The 15,607-nt window shown below is 46.5% G+C and carries 13 protein-coding genes; 1 reads left to right on the top strand and 12 read right to left on the bottom strand.

Features of this window, described 5'->3' with window-relative positions:
• Positions 1 to 110: 110 nt before the first annotated feature.
• The 10 genes from WBG78_RS14135 to WBG78_RS14180 form a co-directional block, all read right to left on the bottom strand.
• Positions 111 to 1,031 (bottom strand): hypothetical protein, encoded by a 921-nt coding sequence (locus WBG78_RS14135; RefSeq protein ID WP_337327078.1) that lies wholly within the window; start codon positions 1,029 to 1,031, stop codon positions 111 to 113.
• A complete protein-coding gene (locus WBG78_RS14140; RefSeq protein WP_337327079.1) occupies positions 1,028 to 2,065 on the bottom strand; it encodes a protein-glutamate methylesterase/protein-glutamine glutaminase in 1,038 nt (345 codons plus the stop codon). Before WBG78_RS14140 ends, WBG78_RS14135 begins: the two co-directional genes overlap by 4 nt.
• Before the next feature lie 84 nt (positions 2,066 to 2,149).
• Positions 2,150 to 3,001, bottom strand: a complete 852-nt coding sequence (locus WBG78_RS14145) for a CheR family methyltransferase (RefSeq protein WP_337327080.1) — start codon at positions 2,999 to 3,001, stop codon at positions 2,150 to 2,152.
• A 3-nt stretch (positions 3,002 to 3,004) separates the two neighbouring features.
• Entirely contained in the window at positions 3,005 to 4,684 is a 1,680-nt protein-coding gene (locus WBG78_RS14150; protein WP_337327081.1) for a methyl-accepting chemotaxis protein, read from the bottom strand.
• A 19-nt stretch (positions 4,685 to 4,703) separates the two neighbouring features.
• Positions 4,704 to 5,213, bottom strand: a complete 510-nt coding sequence (locus tag WBG78_RS14155; protein ID WP_337327082.1) for a chemotaxis protein CheW — start codon at positions 5,211 to 5,213, stop codon at positions 4,704 to 4,706.
• A gap of 3 nt (positions 5,214 to 5,216) precedes the next feature.
• On the bottom strand, positions 5,217 to 7,250 hold the full coding sequence (locus WBG78_RS14160) for a chemotaxis protein CheA (RefSeq protein ID WP_337327083.1): 2,034 nt from the start codon (positions 7,248 to 7,250) through the stop codon (positions 5,217 to 5,219).
• Positions 7,251 to 7,261: 11 nt separating this feature from the next.
• Positions 7,262 to 7,624 (bottom strand): response regulator, encoded by a 363-nt coding sequence (locus WBG78_RS14165; RefSeq protein ID WP_337327084.1) that lies wholly within the window; start codon positions 7,622 to 7,624, stop codon positions 7,262 to 7,264.
• An 11-nt stretch (positions 7,625 to 7,635) separates the two neighbouring features.
• The gene (locus WBG78_RS14170; RefSeq protein ID WP_337327085.1) at positions 7,636 to 7,950 is read right to left on the bottom strand and encodes a hypothetical protein; all 315 of its coding nucleotides are present in this window, start codon (positions 7,948 to 7,950) and stop codon (positions 7,636 to 7,638) included.
• Position 7,951: 1 nt separating this feature from the next.
• The gene (locus WBG78_RS14175; protein WP_337327086.1) at positions 7,952 to 8,611 is read right to left on the bottom strand and encodes a hypothetical protein; all 660 of its coding nucleotides are present in this window, start codon (positions 8,609 to 8,611) and stop codon (positions 7,952 to 7,954) included.
• A 5-nt stretch (positions 8,612 to 8,616) separates the two neighbouring features.
• On the bottom strand, positions 8,617 to 10,215 hold the full coding sequence (locus tag WBG78_RS14180) for a PAS domain-containing protein (protein WP_337327087.1): 1,599 nt from the start codon (positions 10,213 to 10,215) through the stop codon (positions 8,617 to 8,619).
• Between the two features lie 440 nt (positions 10,216 to 10,655).
• On the opposite strand from WBG78_RS14180, the gene WBG78_RS14185 reads away from it, so the two are divergent.
• Positions 10,656 to 10,934, top strand: coding sequence for a hypothetical protein (locus WBG78_RS14185; protein WP_337327088.1), 279 nt, complete (start codon positions 10,656 to 10,658; stop codon positions 10,932 to 10,934).
• Here WBG78_RS14185 and WBG78_RS14190 read toward each other — a convergent pair.
• Both WBG78_RS14190 and WBG78_RS14195 read right to left on the bottom strand, forming a co-directional pair.
• Entirely contained in the window at positions 10,922 to 11,785 is an 864-nt protein-coding gene (locus WBG78_RS14190; RefSeq protein ID WP_337327089.1) for a sigma-70 family RNA polymerase sigma factor, read from the bottom strand. The two genes, WBG78_RS14185 and WBG78_RS14190, sit on opposite strands and share 13 nt — an antisense overlap.
• Before the next feature lie 648 nt (positions 11,786 to 12,433).
• Positions 12,434 to 15,334: an ELWxxDGT repeat protein gene (locus tag WBG78_RS14195; RefSeq protein ID WP_337327090.1), complete on the bottom strand. Its 2,901-nt coding sequence runs from the start codon at positions 15,332 to 15,334 to the stop codon at positions 12,434 to 12,436.
• Positions 15,335 to 15,607 lie beyond the last annotated feature (273 nt).

The following is a 15,607-nucleotide window of genomic DNA, read 5'->3' on the forward strand; positions in this document are numbered from 1 at the left end:
TTGAGATTCTACATAGCCGGCTGATGGACTACTGACGTAAGATTTCCACTAATAACAGTCGTAAGGCAGATAAGTGTAAAAACTGGCTGCATCCCACGCTGCTTGTTGAGTCATTTGCGAAAAGCACCCTGATAGTCGGGCTCTATGGATAGATAAAAAAGTGCCCCTTGCCACCCTCTTCCAACGATGTCGATAGGATAGCTTACGCCGGGAACAAGCTGCAACTGTCGGGCGTTAACGGCAAACCGCACCCCGGGGTTTACAAGGTGATGCCACGAATGATCGACAAGTCCGTCGCCTTGAATAAGGCTACTTCTGCTTGAGACGCTTTCCAGAAGAAAGTTAAACTTCTGCCAGGCATTCCAAACAATTCCTACCCCGGCATTCGGGTCCGCAGTGGTTCTCTCATAGACTAACGTTTTGTCGCCATTGACCATCGCATAGCTGTCGTACCCAAAGAATGTCGTACAACCTAAGTTATAGTGTGTGATGAGCTGATGCGAAAATCGCTTCGTAACAGCAAGGCCAAGTTGAAGCCCAAAGGCACCGCTTCCTAAACCATCTGACGCCTTGCCTGTTGGAATAATAACTGTGAGTCGTGGAATAATCATTGCCCAACGAGTTTCATCAGTGATCAGCGGACGATAGCTTACAAATATATCACTAAAACCAGTCACAGTTTTATGTACGGAACTATCAATAACATTGTGTGATTGATAGCTCAGCGAATAACTCAATTGATGTCCCTTGTCAGTTAGCGGAATCTCCTGCGTGAATGAGTAACTCACGTCGCGAGACTGGAACGCGTTGACGTTCACATTAAAGATGTGCTGAATAACACCCATCGGCTGATTAAAAGCCTCTTCTATCAAAAACGAATTGTCTTCTATATCAGGCTGCCGGAAAGCATTGTAAGCACCCCTTGCAATCCGCTTTTTATCCTGTGCATGGCCTGCAGTCTGCAAGATTACGATCGCTATCCAAACCTGGAGAGCGATAAACGTTGATCGTCTAGTTAAACCGATAATCATATACAGTTTGCCAGAATGTACGCACCAATTTTGTTTAGCGGCAACACTTTGTCGGCAGCATTCAATCGTATGGCTTCTTTGGGCATCCCAAATACGACCGATGTGCTTTCATCCTGTGCGATGGTCTTCGCACCGGTATTTTTCATTTCGAGCATACCTCGTGCACCGTCAGCCCCCATTCCGGTAAGCAGTACACCAATGGCATTTCTTCCAACATCGCGTGCAACGGAATCAAACAACACATCCACTGAGGGGCGATGACGGTTAACTGGGTCGCCCTCTCGGATGCTCACGTAATAACGGGCACCGCTCCGCCGGACTTCCATGTGTTTATTGCCTGGCGCGATTAACGCATGTCCACGAAGAATACTATCACCATGACGCGCTTCTTTAACCGTGACCTTGCACACAGTGTTAAGGCGTTCGGCGAACGAGCGCGTAAACATCTCAGGCATATGCTGTACCACAACTATACCGGGACAATCAATTGGCATTGATTGAAGTAAATTCAATACGGCCTCTGTCGCTCCCGTTGAGGCCCCGACAGCAATAACCTGCTCAGTGGTCTTAAGCATGCTTCTCGTGGTGGGAGTCATTGATTCTACCTTATTGCTCGAGATTGACTTCCTTCGGACAATCGCCTGCGCAGCTCCCTTAACCACCTGAATGATGTTACGTTCTGTCTCCTGAAGACTGTCAGCGTTAAGAGAACTTTTCTCAATTACATCAACAGCACCGATCTCCAGCGCCTGAACAGCAGTTTCAGTACCCTTTGCCGTGAGGCTGGAAATAATAACCACGGGTATCGGATGCTGCGACATGATCTTTCGCAAAAATGTTAAACCATCCATCCGTGGCATCTCCACGTCTAGCGTAATAACATCAGGCACTTCCTTACTGAGCTTCTGAGCAGCAACAAACGGATCAGACGCAGTTGACATCACTTCGATATCTGAATCTGCCTGGAGTATTGACGATAACGTCTGTCTCACAACAGCAGAGTCATCGACGATAAGTACTTTAATCTTTGCCATATCAAAAGGGTTTAGTGGAATAAGAACCGCTGGCCCGTTTTAATTTTCATTCTGTGCCACTCATCTTATGCTGGCACCCTTCGGCTATCTGCGTTGAAAAATGGTTGGTTGGATTTGCCGCAAGGGAAGTTGCATGTCATGCACTGATTCCGAGTGCCCAATAAACAGGTACCCGCCGGATCTAAGCTTTTGACACAATTTGTTAAGTACCTGCATCTGAGTATGGCGATCGAAGTAGATCAGCACATTGCGACAAAAGATCGCATCGAAATCCGATTCCACATCCAGCAGCTTGTCCATAAGGTTGAGGCGCTTGAACAAAACCCTCGACCTGAGTGAAGGTACCAACCTCACCGTAGGATTATCCTTGTCCTTACTTCGTAGCAAATATTTTCTTCTCAATGGCATCGGCACGTCTGCGATACTTCTTTCAGGATATATTCCAAGCACAGCCTTTTCAAGCACTCTCGTTGAAATGTCTGTTGCTGTTATTCTAAACTGAAACGGATAATCCTGTTCCCAATCAGATAGCAGCATTGCAAGCGTGTAGGGTTCCTCCCCGCTCGAACATGCCGCACTCCATACTCTAAAAGGTCTTGAAGTGCTACTGTGCTGCCAGGCTGGTAAAACCTCCTCCTGCAGGAACCGGAAGTGTACCGGTTCCCTGAAGAAGTCAGTCTTATTCGTGGTCAAAGCATCAATCATGTGAACCAGCTCCTCTCTCATACCGGTGGGCGTCATGACATAGTCACAATAGCCGGTGAATGATGAAATTTGAAGCTGAGCAAGTCTTCGCTGCAGACGGCTTTCAACGAGCACCCGCTTCGGCGGGCTGAGATTTATTCCGCAGGCTTCCAAGATGAAATCGCGAATGCGTTGAAACTCCGCTGAATTAAGTCGCACAGTCGATGGAGTACCAATCGTACCACCAATCATAAATTAATATTTCTCAAATCCGTTGTCCAGCGCGTCATGGTTACCATTTGAAGACATAGCCATGTCAAGGTTGACGCCGCCTTTCAGCTGCGCGCCTTTAAAATGTTTGGCGGTTTGTTGAACAGGTTTTGCCAATTGAGCTGCTCTTGTTTTTTGCGCCGACACGCGTTGCGCAGATTGACCTTTGTCGATGCGGAAGAAAACAATAGTCTCCCGAAGATGATCCGCCTGACTGGCAAGTTCTTCCGACCCCGTCGCCATCTCTTCCGAAGCTGCAGCGTTCTGCTGGATAATCTGATTGAACTGTTGAATGGCATTGTTCACTTGCTCTGCACCGGTGTTTTGTTCACGGCTCGCCGCAGAGATTTCCTGTACCAGTCTGGCCGTACTCTGTATGTTTGGCACAATCTGTTCGAGTAATTTCCCAGACTTGTCTGCCACGGCAACACTTGACGAGGAAAGTTCATTGATCTCACCTGCTGCGATCTGACTACGTTCAGCAAGCTTACGCACCTCTGCCGCTACAACGGCAAATCCCTTTCCGTGATCACCTGCCCGTGCCGCTTCAACGGCCGCGTTAAGCGCAAGCAGATTCGTTTGCCTTGCAATCTCTCCAATGATTGAAATCTTCTCAGCAATCTTCTTCATCGACTCAACCGTGAGATTCACGAATTTGCTTCCCTCCTGAATGTCCTCAGCCGCCTTAAGCGCAATCTTCTCGGTTTGCTGTGCGTTGTCAGTGTTTTGCTGAATGTTCGCAACCATTTCTTCCATCGATGATGATATCTCTTCAGCAGATGTGGCTTGCTCCTGAGAACCCTGCGACATTGATTGGGACGTACCGCTCATCTGTGTGCTGGCCGAAGCGATGTGGTCCGAAGCAGTAGATACGAACGTAAGCACGTCCTTCAACTTGTCAACCATTGCGCGCATGTATTCAAGCAAGTCCCCAATCTCGTCCTTCGAGTTATTTTCAATTGAAATGGTAAGATCTCCTTCGGCAACACTTTTAATTGCCAATTTAGCCGTGTTGATCGACTTGCTGATGGAACTAATTATCCAAAACGAAATCAGCACTGACACAACCACTGCGACAATTAACAAAATGATCATATTGGTCTTCGCATTGTCGTAGAGCGTGTCTGCCTCAACTTTGGCGGTCGCCAGCGCACCTTCGTTCTTTTTAAGAATCTGTGCGAGCGAACTGATGGCTCCAAGAGCCGCTTCGCGCCCGTCGGTAGACGAAAGTTTGTACGCAACCGCAAATGTTGAATCGTTGTTCTTCAGGCTAAGCGCCTTGATTTTATTGTACACCTTTGTGTAGTTGTTCCAGTTCGATGTGAACCCTTCCAGGATCTCAATACCCTTCTCATCCGACATTCCCTTCAACTGCTCGATCCTCGCCAGCATTTCACTGCTTCTCTCCTCAATTACTTCAATGTATTCATCCACCTCGTTTTGATTGGACGTCATTATCAGCTCCTTTTCACGCTTCGTGATAAACTGAATATCCTCAGCAGCTTTCGACGCAAGTAAAATGCGCTTCACATTCACATCAACGATAATGTTGATGCGATCATTTAATATCCCAGTGTTCGTAGATCCGAGGTAGTATATGGTTCCCGAAAGAACTATCAACACCACAAACGCCGTGATCAACCGGGCTTTAATAGTTAGTTTCATTGTAGTTAATTTGAAATAGTTATTGATTTATGCTTGTATTCTCTCCCATATCGTAACCCTCTTTGAGGATTGACACTTCCTCGCTGCTGAACACTTTGCTTACGTTAAGCAGCATGATGAATTTGTCATTTCCTTTTACCATGCCATCGATGAACTCACTCTTATATCTTGATCCGATTGACGGAGCTGGTTGGATAGTGCTGATATCTATGTCCAAGACTTCCTGAACTGCATCCACCAGCGCACCCACAGTTAGTTTTTCATTATCAATCTGAATATTCAGGACGAGGATACAGGTGTTCACTGTGTCCGGCGTTTTGTCAAGACCAAATTTCTGCCGCGCATCGATAACCGGGAGTACCGTGCCCCTGAGATTGATAACACCCCTCATGAAACTAGGAGACCGTGGCACTTTAGTGATCCGGGTGAGCTCTAGTATTTCGATCACATTGATTACACTTGTAGCAAAAAGCTCGTCATCCAACCGAAAGGTCAGGTAGGACTGGGTTACGGCAGAAGCCAATTCCATATCTTAATTTTTGTTTAGATTTTCAATGTTTGACTTTGATAGTAGTTGGCGGATGAACCTTGATGGATCCACAACGAGTGCCACTGACCCATCGCCAAGAATCGTAGCTCCACTGAATTCATCCTGCGATTGATACATGTCGCCAAGAGGCTTCATCACGGCCTGATACTCGCCCACGATGGCATCGACCGTGATGCCAACTGGAAACGCTTCACAGTTTAGCTTCACCACCTGAGTAATAGGCAAGCCAGAACGTTCTTCATCAAATACATTTCGGAGATTAAATACAGGAACCAGATTGCCATCCAAAACCAGACGCTGCGAACAGTCCCCGTTTAATGATCGTGTTTCGACCTCAAAACACTTATCAACTGCAGCGAGCGGAATGATGTAGTCAGACGATGCAATTTTTACCAACATTCCATCCATAATGGACAACGTCAACGGCAGCCGGATCGTAAACTGCGTACCTTCATTCAATTTGCTTTCCACGAACACTTCACCATGCACAGCCTCGATGTTACGCCTTACCACATCCATTCCAACGCCACGGCCCGACACATCGGTTATGATGTCTGCTGTTGAAAATCCAGGACTAAAAATCAACTCTATGATGTCTGCATCACTAAGAACAGCATCCTCGCGGATCAGGCCTTTATTGATCGCCTTAGATCGAACCCTAGCAGGATCAATGCCTTTGCCATCATCGGAAATCTCAATGTGTACGTACGTACCTGAATGATATGCTTTGAGGTGGATGGTCCCCTCTTTCTTCTTTCCGCGCGCTCTCCTTGCCTCTGGCGTCTCAATGCCATGATCCATGCAGTTCCTCAGCAGGTGAAGAATAGGGTCGGTGATCTTCTCAATGAGCGACTTGTCAAGTTCGGTCTCCGTTCCTGAAGTTGTGAAAACAACTTCCTTACTCAATTCTTTTGAAAGGTCCCGGATCAGCCTCTGGTATCGCGTTACGACGGCTTCAATGGGAACAAGGCAAATGCTGAATGCGTTGTCCCGTAGCCGTCGGGTAATTTTCTCAATGTTCTCCGAAACAGCATTAAGGTCTGGCATGCCCTTCTGCTCTGCGATAAGCATCAGGCGTGCCTGTGAAGTAACCAGTTCGCTGACCAGGTTCATGAGCTCATCCAGTTTTGTTGAAGAAACGCGAATGCTGGTTGATTGACCCAAGCGATCCACGTCGGCCGCCACCACACTACTCATAGTTGACTTTGCTTGAACTGCGCCCACCATGGATGCGACAATGCCGTATCCGAATGCAGTACGGGGTATTTGCTCCCTGTTACCAAAGGCACTGGAAAATGAAAGATCATTTAAAAGATCACCCTCCGCTATATGCCTTATCTGAATGTCAGCAGTATCCGACACAAAGAGAAACACATCCCTGATATCATCTTCGGTCATTCCTCCAGCCAGCACGACTTCAAATTCCGTATAACACAAATCGGCTTGAGCATTGTCACTGAACAAAGCATCCCGAAAAATGGGAACAACAATCGCTTTGCCCAGCGTGGCGAGATCATCGATCAGAAAAAGCGGGTTATTCCCACTCCTGAAAATTCCTTCCGCCGGTCGGAAAAAAATATAATACGTGTTTATAACAGCAGTGCTATCTGCAAATACTGGCCCTGAAGTTCTTACATCTTTCTGCTGCACCATCAGGTGGATATTTGCCAGCAACTGCTCTTGCCTTATCTTGTTCTCCGATTGACTGAGATCAGGATCTCTCAACACCGACTTGATGTGATCGACCGTCCGGAACGTAATCTCGAGAATCTGCAAATCGGCTTGCCTTTTATACGCGCGAATATCATCGAATATGGTTTCGAGATGATGCGTGATGTTGCTCAGATTCTCGTATCCGAACATACTGGCCGAGCCTTTGATGGTATGCATTACCCTGAAAATATTTTCCACTGTCCTCAGGTTTGAAAGGTCTCTTTCAAACTCAAGTAGCGCGCTTTCAAGAGTCGATATCAGCTCCTCGGTTTCAGCGAGGAAAACAGCTTGCAGATTACTCATTGAGATATTCTCTAGCGGATAACCTTATGAACAACTGACAGCAATTTTTCCGGAACGAATGGTTTAACTATCCATCCCGTTGCACCAGCTGCCTTAGCCTCCTCCTTTTTTGCCGCTTGGGATTCAGTGGTCAATAACAAGACCGGTACTGTTGCGTAATCTGCCCTGCTTCTGATCTCCCTAAGAAGCTCTATGCCACACACTTTTGGCATGTTGAGATCGGTGATTACAAGATCTATCGGTGTTCCGTCAAGATGCTGGATTGCATGTTCTCCATCAGAGCTTTTTAGTACGTCGTACCCCGCAGACCGCAGTGTCATCTCCACCAGTTCACGAATACTTGCCGAGTCATCGGCTATTAGAATCGTTTTCATTTCGATTTGTTTTAAGCGTTGTTTGCAGCAAGCTGCAAGAGTTGTGTGAAGCCAGTGTTCTTCAAAAGGTTTATGTCAGCATCCTTTACAGATACTTTTATCGAAGCCCTGACGCCCTGTTGTGACAAAGTGTAGATAGTGTGTACCAGCAACTGGATAAAGCTCAGGTCAAGATCTGTTGGGTTTTGTACCTCAATGGCGACGTTCAATCCGGCAACCTTCCTGAAGTCTTCCGCTATTGAAGATGCATTTCTTATGGTGAGGTCACCCGTAAGAAGGGCAAGCACATAACCATCGCTTTGCGAAATATCGAATGTGTATTTCATGTTAAAATAAGTCAATCACTGATGCTGTTGTATCGGGCCGGATGCTGGCGTTGAGTTCATCGAACGTAACGTCCGGGTTAAGCGCAAACATTGCCATCAATGACCGCTCCTTTTCTGTCGAGTACGCCAATTCAACCGATGCCCTGTAACGCTCCAGTTCGACACAACCTTTCCCTTGAGTGAGTTGAACCAGCTTTGCAAACTTGGCCGACACCAGCGGCATTGCTGCCCGCACAAGTTTGCCATTCGATGCAACATTAAGTCTGGGGTAAGCCGTTGAGCCCGTCATCGCAGCGATCGACTGCAACTCTGAAATTGCGCTGAGATAGTCCCGCCATGCTGATTCATACTGCAATTGATTGAGCGCAAAAATATTACTGCCGCGCAAGGGAGGCACGTCCGGCACATCAATTGCCTCCGGACAAACCGCGTGATTAATCTCCACAACATGCCTTAGACGCTGCTCGAAAATGTCGAAATGCTGAAGTCCATGCACAATCGCCCTGACCAGTTCATCATTTACATTTCCTCCATTCAAGGACTTCAGTTCAAACACAGCCCTTTCAATATCCCTGCGATCCAATAAAAGTGTAGTGTCGATCATGACATTGATTTCGTCAATAATCGAACGCAGCACATAGATCTCTGAAAGATTCATCATATCATTTAAAAAAGGTCAACTGATATCTTTTGCATGAACAAGGTGAATACTATTCCCGCGTGCAATCTGCTCTGTGTACAAGTGATCAATACATCGATGACTTCGCCATTGCCCGAAGTGAACGTGGCTTCAGTTCGGACTTCGATTTCCTTCTCACACTCTGAACTTCTCAGAAAGGTCTTCCACTGCCCATTACTTTCACGAACTACGATCGGAAGAATGGCAGTGACCGATTGCCTCAAGACGTCTCCATTGGGAATGCCAAGCATATCGGTCGCTGCACGATTGCAGAAGTTTATCTCCCCCGTACTGGAGAACACGAGCACACCATCGACGCATCCCTCCAAGACACTTTCATTTTTTTGCCTTTCCTCTTCAACTTCTCTGAGCTTGATCTCCAGTTCATGAAGTGTTTGCTCCTGCAGCCTGCGGATTTCTACAAGCTCAGCAGCTTGCTTACTAGCCAGTTCGCCCAATCGCGCCCTTGAATCACTGTTTGTTTTGTGATTGAAAAAATGAGCTGCCATGCTTTCACAAGAACGCTCGATCCATCCAATCTCAAGCGCTTCCGGTCTTCTGAAAAATCCGAACTCCACTGCTCCGTACACATCACCCTTAAACAACAACGGTGACAACACAACATGGGTAGCACTTGCAGATCCAAGACCCGAGTTGATTACCAGGTATTGCGCAGGAAGATTTTCCATTACAATCGTCCGTCGCTCCGTTAAAAGTTCACCAAGCTGCCCGGCGTTTGATTGCTTTTCATTGGCCCACCTATTCTGGAAACTTCCATAAGATGCAAGCAATTGAAAGCCGTCGTGAGAAGAAGTCTCATCCCTCACGTAAAGCTGACCGACACCCGCCTCCAGGCTCTTCGAGAGAAACGAAATGACTTTTGAAGAAAGTGCATTCCAATCTGACTCCTCTTTAAGTATTCTTTCCAGCTGCTGCGAATTTGAATGGATGATAGATGCCTGCCTGTCCTTTTCTGTGACGCTTTGAAGTCGCGTATGCAGACTTTTGAGCGACTCATACAACTTATCGCGGGCATCACCAGCAATCTCCATGGTATAATTACCCTTCCCTATTTGGTCGATTAATCCGATTGCCACATTTCGACTTTTGATCAGTTCATTGAGTTTGTCCTTTAACTCGTGCAGGTCGCGATCCATAAATCGATCATCATCACCCGGCTTTTCGGAAATCAAGGCTTCACTCAGTACTCCTATTGGCCGATGAATAGCCAGTACGTTGTAAATGGGCCACCCCATGTAGATCAATAGAAACGATATTGAACAGACAGCAGCAAACCAGGAAAAGTATTCAGCGAAGGTGCCTTCTGAAAAATTTAATGAGCTCGCCTTAAAGTATGAACTTCCCGTAGATGGCTCATTAACATTATCCTCAGAATATGACACCAAACGCAAACCGTTGCTTGCGTCAGATTGGGCCGAGCTTTGAAGTGAAGAAAAGAACGCTCCCCTCACTTTATAATGTTGTTGCCATTGAATCATACTATAGATGCCCAGAAAGAATACGACCAAAACCAGCAAATAGGCAACGCGAAAGATTAATGTAAAAAATAGTTTGCGACGTTTCATGGGTAGCGGCAGCACGTGTCACAAACCTAGACCTTTAAATAGGAGCGCAAATCAGCAGTCTGCTGTATTCATACTCAGTACTTTGTTTGATTTTGTTTGCGTACCAGTACGTAGGGGCAATCACTGATCTTGCTGAGGGGGGCGACCGAAAACTGTTATCGTCGTTTAACGGTCAATCGCAAGTTGCGGGTGGAATGATTGCTTATGTTCTATACGACCCATGTCGCACAACTAAGTGAAGTTTGCATTGCACCAAGGAGCAGTATAATTGCCAACGATCTTTACCAATTCACGATGACTCAAGCAGACACTAACAGCTTGTTTGATTCTTTGAAGATCATCATCGTAGTTTGCCCACTCATCATCATGTCTTTGAATGATTGTCAAGATTCATTTCTTAATCTCCGCCAACTCCATTGACGGTTCCTGAGCTGTCGACAATGTCGACAAACTTAGGATCGGCGAACTCAGTCGCCTGTGGTTTGGTTTCAATCACTGGTGCGGGCACACTTTCTTCACGCTTTGCACATGCCATCATTACGAAGGCAAACAATTACTATAACATGTTTCAAATTGAATTTGAGTTTGAGGTATTCGAGGTGACTCGCCCATCAAGCACTGAGCCGTCGCCGCCTATCCTAACCAACGGAAAAGACTCTATTTTACAAAAAGCTCAATGGGAGCATGCGGGCCGCGTTCGGAATGACTATCCAAGGTAAGCACGTAACTTCTGCCTCATCGCAGAACGGTTAAGCCTCCACGTTGCCCTTTCCTTAAGTTGCCGAATGCGCTCCTTTGTAAGACTGAATCGTGTCGCGATTTCATCAAGTGTCATCGCCGGACAACCATTCAAACCATAGTAGAGGACTAATACTTCAGACTCACGTGCTGTTAGCACGGCAAATGCATCCGCCAGATCACTTTTCAACGATTCTTCCATCAGTTGATCGTCCGGCTGTCCGGCATTCGCATCATGCAGAATATCCAGAAGAGTACCTTCCTCACCTGACTGAAATGGTGAATCAACAGACAATTGCCGGCCTGTCAGCAACTGATCATTCTTTAAATGTTCCACTGAAACATCCAGCGCATTTGCCAGTTCCTCCTCGGATGGTTCACGTTCAAATCTTTGCTCCAGCTCTGACGACATCTTTGACATCTTGATAAGAGAGCCAACACGATTAAGCGGAAGCCTGACAATCCTGGGTTGCTCAGCCAATGCCTGCATGATCGACTGACGTATCCACCACACTGCGTAGGAGATGAACTTAAAGCCTCGCTTTTCATCAAAACGACGGGCAGCTTTGATCAGTCCGATATTACCCTCGCTAATCATGTCGTTAAGAGAAAGCCCGTGATTTTGGTATTGCTTCGCAACGGAAACAACAAATCGCAGATTTGCCTTAGTGAGTTTCTCAAGCGCGAGCACGTCACCTTCCTGGATTCTTTGAGCAAGTTGCACTTCCATTTCAGCAGAGATCAAGTCCATCTTCCCTATCTCAGTGAGATACTTATCCAAAGAGTCAGCTTCCCGGTTGGTGATTTGTTTGCTTATCCTGAGCTGCTTCATGAATTTTCCCCAATAGTTATCTGTTCATCATTGACGATATTATCAACGATGCATCCTGTAAAACCAACTTGTTCTTCACACTGAAATGCAATAACCCAATAGACGCTAGGATTGTCTACAAAAATCACTGCCTGGTAAACTGGGGAGATCTTAAAGGACCACGTCCCGATAGCAGATCAGGACAAGAGCAGTGAATTAATTTTTCCGCAATTGATAGTTCGAAACTAGCTTATTATAGTGACTATTCCTATCTGAATACCAATCTGCCACAATACGAGACGCATTTAGGGTTTTTACAGGATTCAATAACACAAATAGAGTACTTTGATCAACTTTACCATCCTATTTGCCATAGGGTTGTCCTACGGTTATTACTAACGCATCTTTGCGAGTAGAAGCGTGAAGCACACTTAATGACGAGAACAATTGTATTTGCTCTTTGAATTATACGGAGGTCAAAAGAAAGTATCTCAACCAAGCTTATTTGTCATTGACAGAAATAACGCTTGTGCCGAATAAGCCTGACTTTGGACTAAAAAGCAGCACTGGTGAGTCAATGTCTGAAAAGTGCATGTAAGAAAACGAACGTAGTGCTTGTGCTATACTTGTCCACGTTCGGTCTAAACTTCCAGTCGTAAGAATACCAGATCAAAACTTCACAACTCTTCTCACAAAACTCTGACTGCCGGAATTGATCTTAATCAGATATACTCCCACTGGCGCACCGCATAAATCTAGCGTGCCATCGCCATTAAGCTTCGCAGGTATCGACTTTCCATCGGTACTGTATACATGGACATCGACAGCTGTTGTGCCCTCGCTAAAATGCACGCGATAGACACCGGCGGATGGATTGGGATAGATCGAAAAGACAGCCTCTAAATCCTCAACGGCAGTCACAGGCCCGCTCGTCTCGGGTGAATAGCCCCATAGTTGTACGCCCTTCGACTGTGTGTCCGCAAAAAATACGAGCTTATCATTCACCTTAACAAAACCAAACGGATTGGAATGCTCTGCGCCGGGAATTACGTCGACCAGTAGCTTCGTATTGTTGGCCGTTCCGTCTGTACTCCAGACTTCAACTCCATTTTCCGGCGTGTAGGCCTGAAAGTACAATAGATCATCCAGCGCCTTAAGTTTGCCCGGAACAGAACTCTCCGTCCCCGGAACAATGTCTTTTACCAATGTCGTCGTCTCTGGAGTACCTGAGGAGGACCACAACTCCGGGCCATGTGTGCCATCATCAGCAATGAAGTAAACACGATTCTGATAAACGACGAATTCATTTCTAACGATGCTACTCTCTGCGCCCGGCAAAACATCCTTCACTAAAGCAGTGCCTGCTTCCGTTCCATCGGTGATCCACAACTCGCGACCGGTAGCTTCATCGTTGGCTGAGAACACAACTTTACCATTGAACGCTGTAAGCCCGGTTGCCTCCGACGACTTGCTCCCGTTAAGATCCTTGATCAATTTAGTTCCTGCTTCGGTCCCATCGCTGACATAGACTTCAACATCCGAGAGACTTGCACTCGACTGAACGGTGAAATATGCTTTATCCCCCGAAACAACTAATTCGCTTATAGCAGTCAGGTCTGCGACCTTTACCGTTCCATCTGCTGTTCCATCACTCTTCCACAAGTCTTCTCCAAAGCCGGCAACTGCGAAATAAAGACGGTTTGATCCTGCCGACATCTCCGTGATATAGTAGGCGCCACCAACCCCGTTGGTCCCTAAATTCTCAATCTCTTTGGTTCCCGCTACCGTTCCATCGCTGACGTATAGCGAAGTTGTATTGTCGCGATTCAACACATCAAAGTAACAAAGTTTGCCGTCACCCTGAACAACAATGTTATGAACACTCTTGTTTTCAGTAAATGATGTGATCGCAACAGTTCCGGCATCAGTCCCATCGGAACCATAGTACTGAATCATTCCTGAGTTGTCGATCGCTGGGAACACAAATTTGCCGTTGACGCTCACCTTTGTGTATTCATAACTTGAACGTGTTCCCACCGCGATATCCTTCAACAGTTTTGTACCTGCAAGGGTGCCGTCTGTTATCCTCGGCTCCATGCCCAATATTTTATCACTAGCATAGAAGATGGCCTGCGAACCGTTGCTGACCAATTGTGCATTGGTCAATCCGTACACTGCAGTATTAATGTCTTTTACCATAGTCGTCGCTGACGGCGTCCCATCGGCACTCCAAAGTTCCGTTCCGGCAGCTGACGCACGAGAGAAATAGACTTTGTTATTAAGTGCTGCCAGTTCACCGGGCATCTGATCATCCAACAAGCTCACAGTGCTCGCAATGGTACCTTCTGTGGCCCAAAGGGAAGTAACTCCTATGTCTAGCCGTGATTGAAAAAACATCTTTGACGTGGTGCCGGCACTCGCATTCTTATCAAGAGCAGCAACGAAAATGAAAGGCTCAGTGGTATTGGATAAAGTCTTTTGCGTCTCGTATGTTCTGTCGGACAGATTTAATTTGACAAGGGCCGTGCCCTTCGCACCATCGCCCGCAGTGAAATATAGAAAACCATCTCTGGCCAACGTCTGACCAGGCGAGAAATAATTCGGATAACTCTGGTCAAATATGGTTGTTGTGTTGGCAGTTGTCCCATCTGATTCCACTATAGAAAAACGTCTGGTGGTCACTTCAAAAAAAGTAAAGTACATTTTGTCGTTGTACTCAAATCCCTGGCTGTAATTCACAATAGCACTGCCTGAATGAAGCGACTTAACGGCTACCGTACCGGCTACTGTTCCATCGGTCTTCATCAAACCAGACTGAGGAAGAGGGAAGGCACCGCCTCTGGCAATAAAGTATAGTGAGCCGTTATACTCAACGAATTGTGTTGGATGCGATGTTCCGCTCGGCCCACTGCCGTTGCCGTCTATGGGTGGGGTTATAGGAAATGTTCCATCAGCCGTACCGTCACTCCTCCACACGCGTGATTCGTTTACTCCGAAGGGCTGACAGGAAAAATACGCGAGCCCATCGGCCATCGTCAGGTTCGCTGCAGAGTTCCAGATTTTGATGTCACCCTTTACCATTATAGTGCCCGATGATGTCCCATCGCTCTTCCAAACTTGCAGGTAATCGAGGTTATACCGAAGAAAGTAGATGGCATTGTCATCCGCCACCATCTGGGTAATGCCGCTTCCGATGCTGGTAACGCGCTTGGTTCCTGCAGAGGTGCCGTCAGTCACCCATAGCTGCTGACCTTTGCTATTGTCGTCAGCAGTAAAGTAGACCTTACCCTTGTATAAAGTGAAGTTTGATATCGTAGAGTAGCCGCTTCCCAGGTTGATATCCTTTATCAGTATGGTTCCCTCCGACGTGCCATCGGTTTTCCAAAGTTCACCGCCAATATGTTTGCTGATAGCAACGAAGAGCAGCTGATTTTCATATGGGAAGAATTTTGCTGGGTTGGAACCCTCGGAAGTCCCATCAGCAAATGATGTAAGCTGCTGCTGCGCGAAAGTGTGCTGAATGGAGGCAATCACGATTAGCGCGAACGCTAATGAGTTAAGAATTTTCATGGCTAAGGGGAAATTGGTTGTTCGGTGGCTACAACTCGGTCAAATTTTATAATAGGTAACGAGAGGGATATGGTAAATATATTAAAAATTCACCAGAGCAATCGGCCGATTTGGATGCAGATTAATGGTTACGAATACTATCCCAGAATCAGCCCGCACATGGCACTTGGAAAAGTTTGATTGATAGGTGAGCGTCGTGGACGCTTACCGACACCCTGTATACTTTTTTTCTAATAATCTATTAACGGCCAACGACGCATGCTTCTCCTTTGC

The organism is Chryseolinea sp. T2 (assembly GCF_037203685.1).
Taxonomy (GTDB): domain Bacteria; phylum Bacteroidota; class Bacteroidia; order Cytophagales; family Cyclobacteriaceae; genus Chryseolinea.

Bases quoted from the DNA above. Each gene is read 5' to 3' on its own strand.
- WBG78_RS14135 (WP_337327078.1), bottom strand. From the start codon at position 1,031: ATGATTATCGGTTTAACTAGACGATCAACGTTTATCGCTCTCCAGGTT.
- WBG78_RS14140 (WP_337327079.1), bottom strand. From the start codon at position 2,065: ATGGCAAAGATTAAAGTACTTATCGTCGATGACTCTGCTGTTGTGAGA.
- WBG78_RS14145 (WP_337327080.1), bottom strand. From the start codon at position 3,001: ATGATTGGTGGTACGATTGGTACTCCATCGACTGTGCGACTTAATTCA.
- WBG78_RS14150 (WP_337327081.1), bottom strand. From the start codon at position 4,684: ATGAAACTAACTATTAAAGCCCGGTTGATCACGGCGTTTGTGGTGTTG.
- WBG78_RS14155 (WP_337327082.1), bottom strand. From the start codon at position 5,213: ATGGAATTGGCTTCTGCCGTAACCCAGTCCTACCTGACCTTTCGGTTG.
- WBG78_RS14160 (WP_337327083.1), bottom strand. From the start codon at position 7,250: ATGAGTAATCTGCAAGCTGTTTTCCTCGCTGAAACCGAGGAGCTGATA.
- WBG78_RS14165 (WP_337327084.1), bottom strand. From the start codon at position 7,624: ATGAAAACGATTCTAATAGCCGATGACTCGGCAAGTATTCGTGAACTG.
- WBG78_RS14170 (WP_337327085.1), bottom strand. From the start codon at position 7,950: ATGAAATACACATTCGATATTTCGCAAAGCGATGGTTATGTGCTTGCC.
- WBG78_RS14175 (WP_337327086.1), bottom strand. From the start codon at position 8,611: ATGATGAATCTTTCAGAGATCTATGTGCTGCGTTCGATTATTGACGAA.
- WBG78_RS14180 (WP_337327087.1), bottom strand. From the start codon at position 10,215: ATGAAACGTCGCAAACTATTTTTTACATTAATCTTTCGCGTTGCCTAT.
- WBG78_RS14185 (WP_337327088.1), top strand. From the start codon at position 10,656: ATGTCGACAAACTTAGGATCGGCGAACTCAGTCGCCTGTGGTTTGGTT.
- WBG78_RS14190 (WP_337327089.1), bottom strand. From the start codon at position 11,785: ATGAAGCAGCTCAGGATAAGCAAACAAATCACCAACCGGGAAGCTGAC.
- WBG78_RS14195 (WP_337327090.1), bottom strand. From the start codon at position 15,334: ATGAAAATTCTTAACTCATTAGCGTTCGCGCTAATCGTGATTGCCTCC.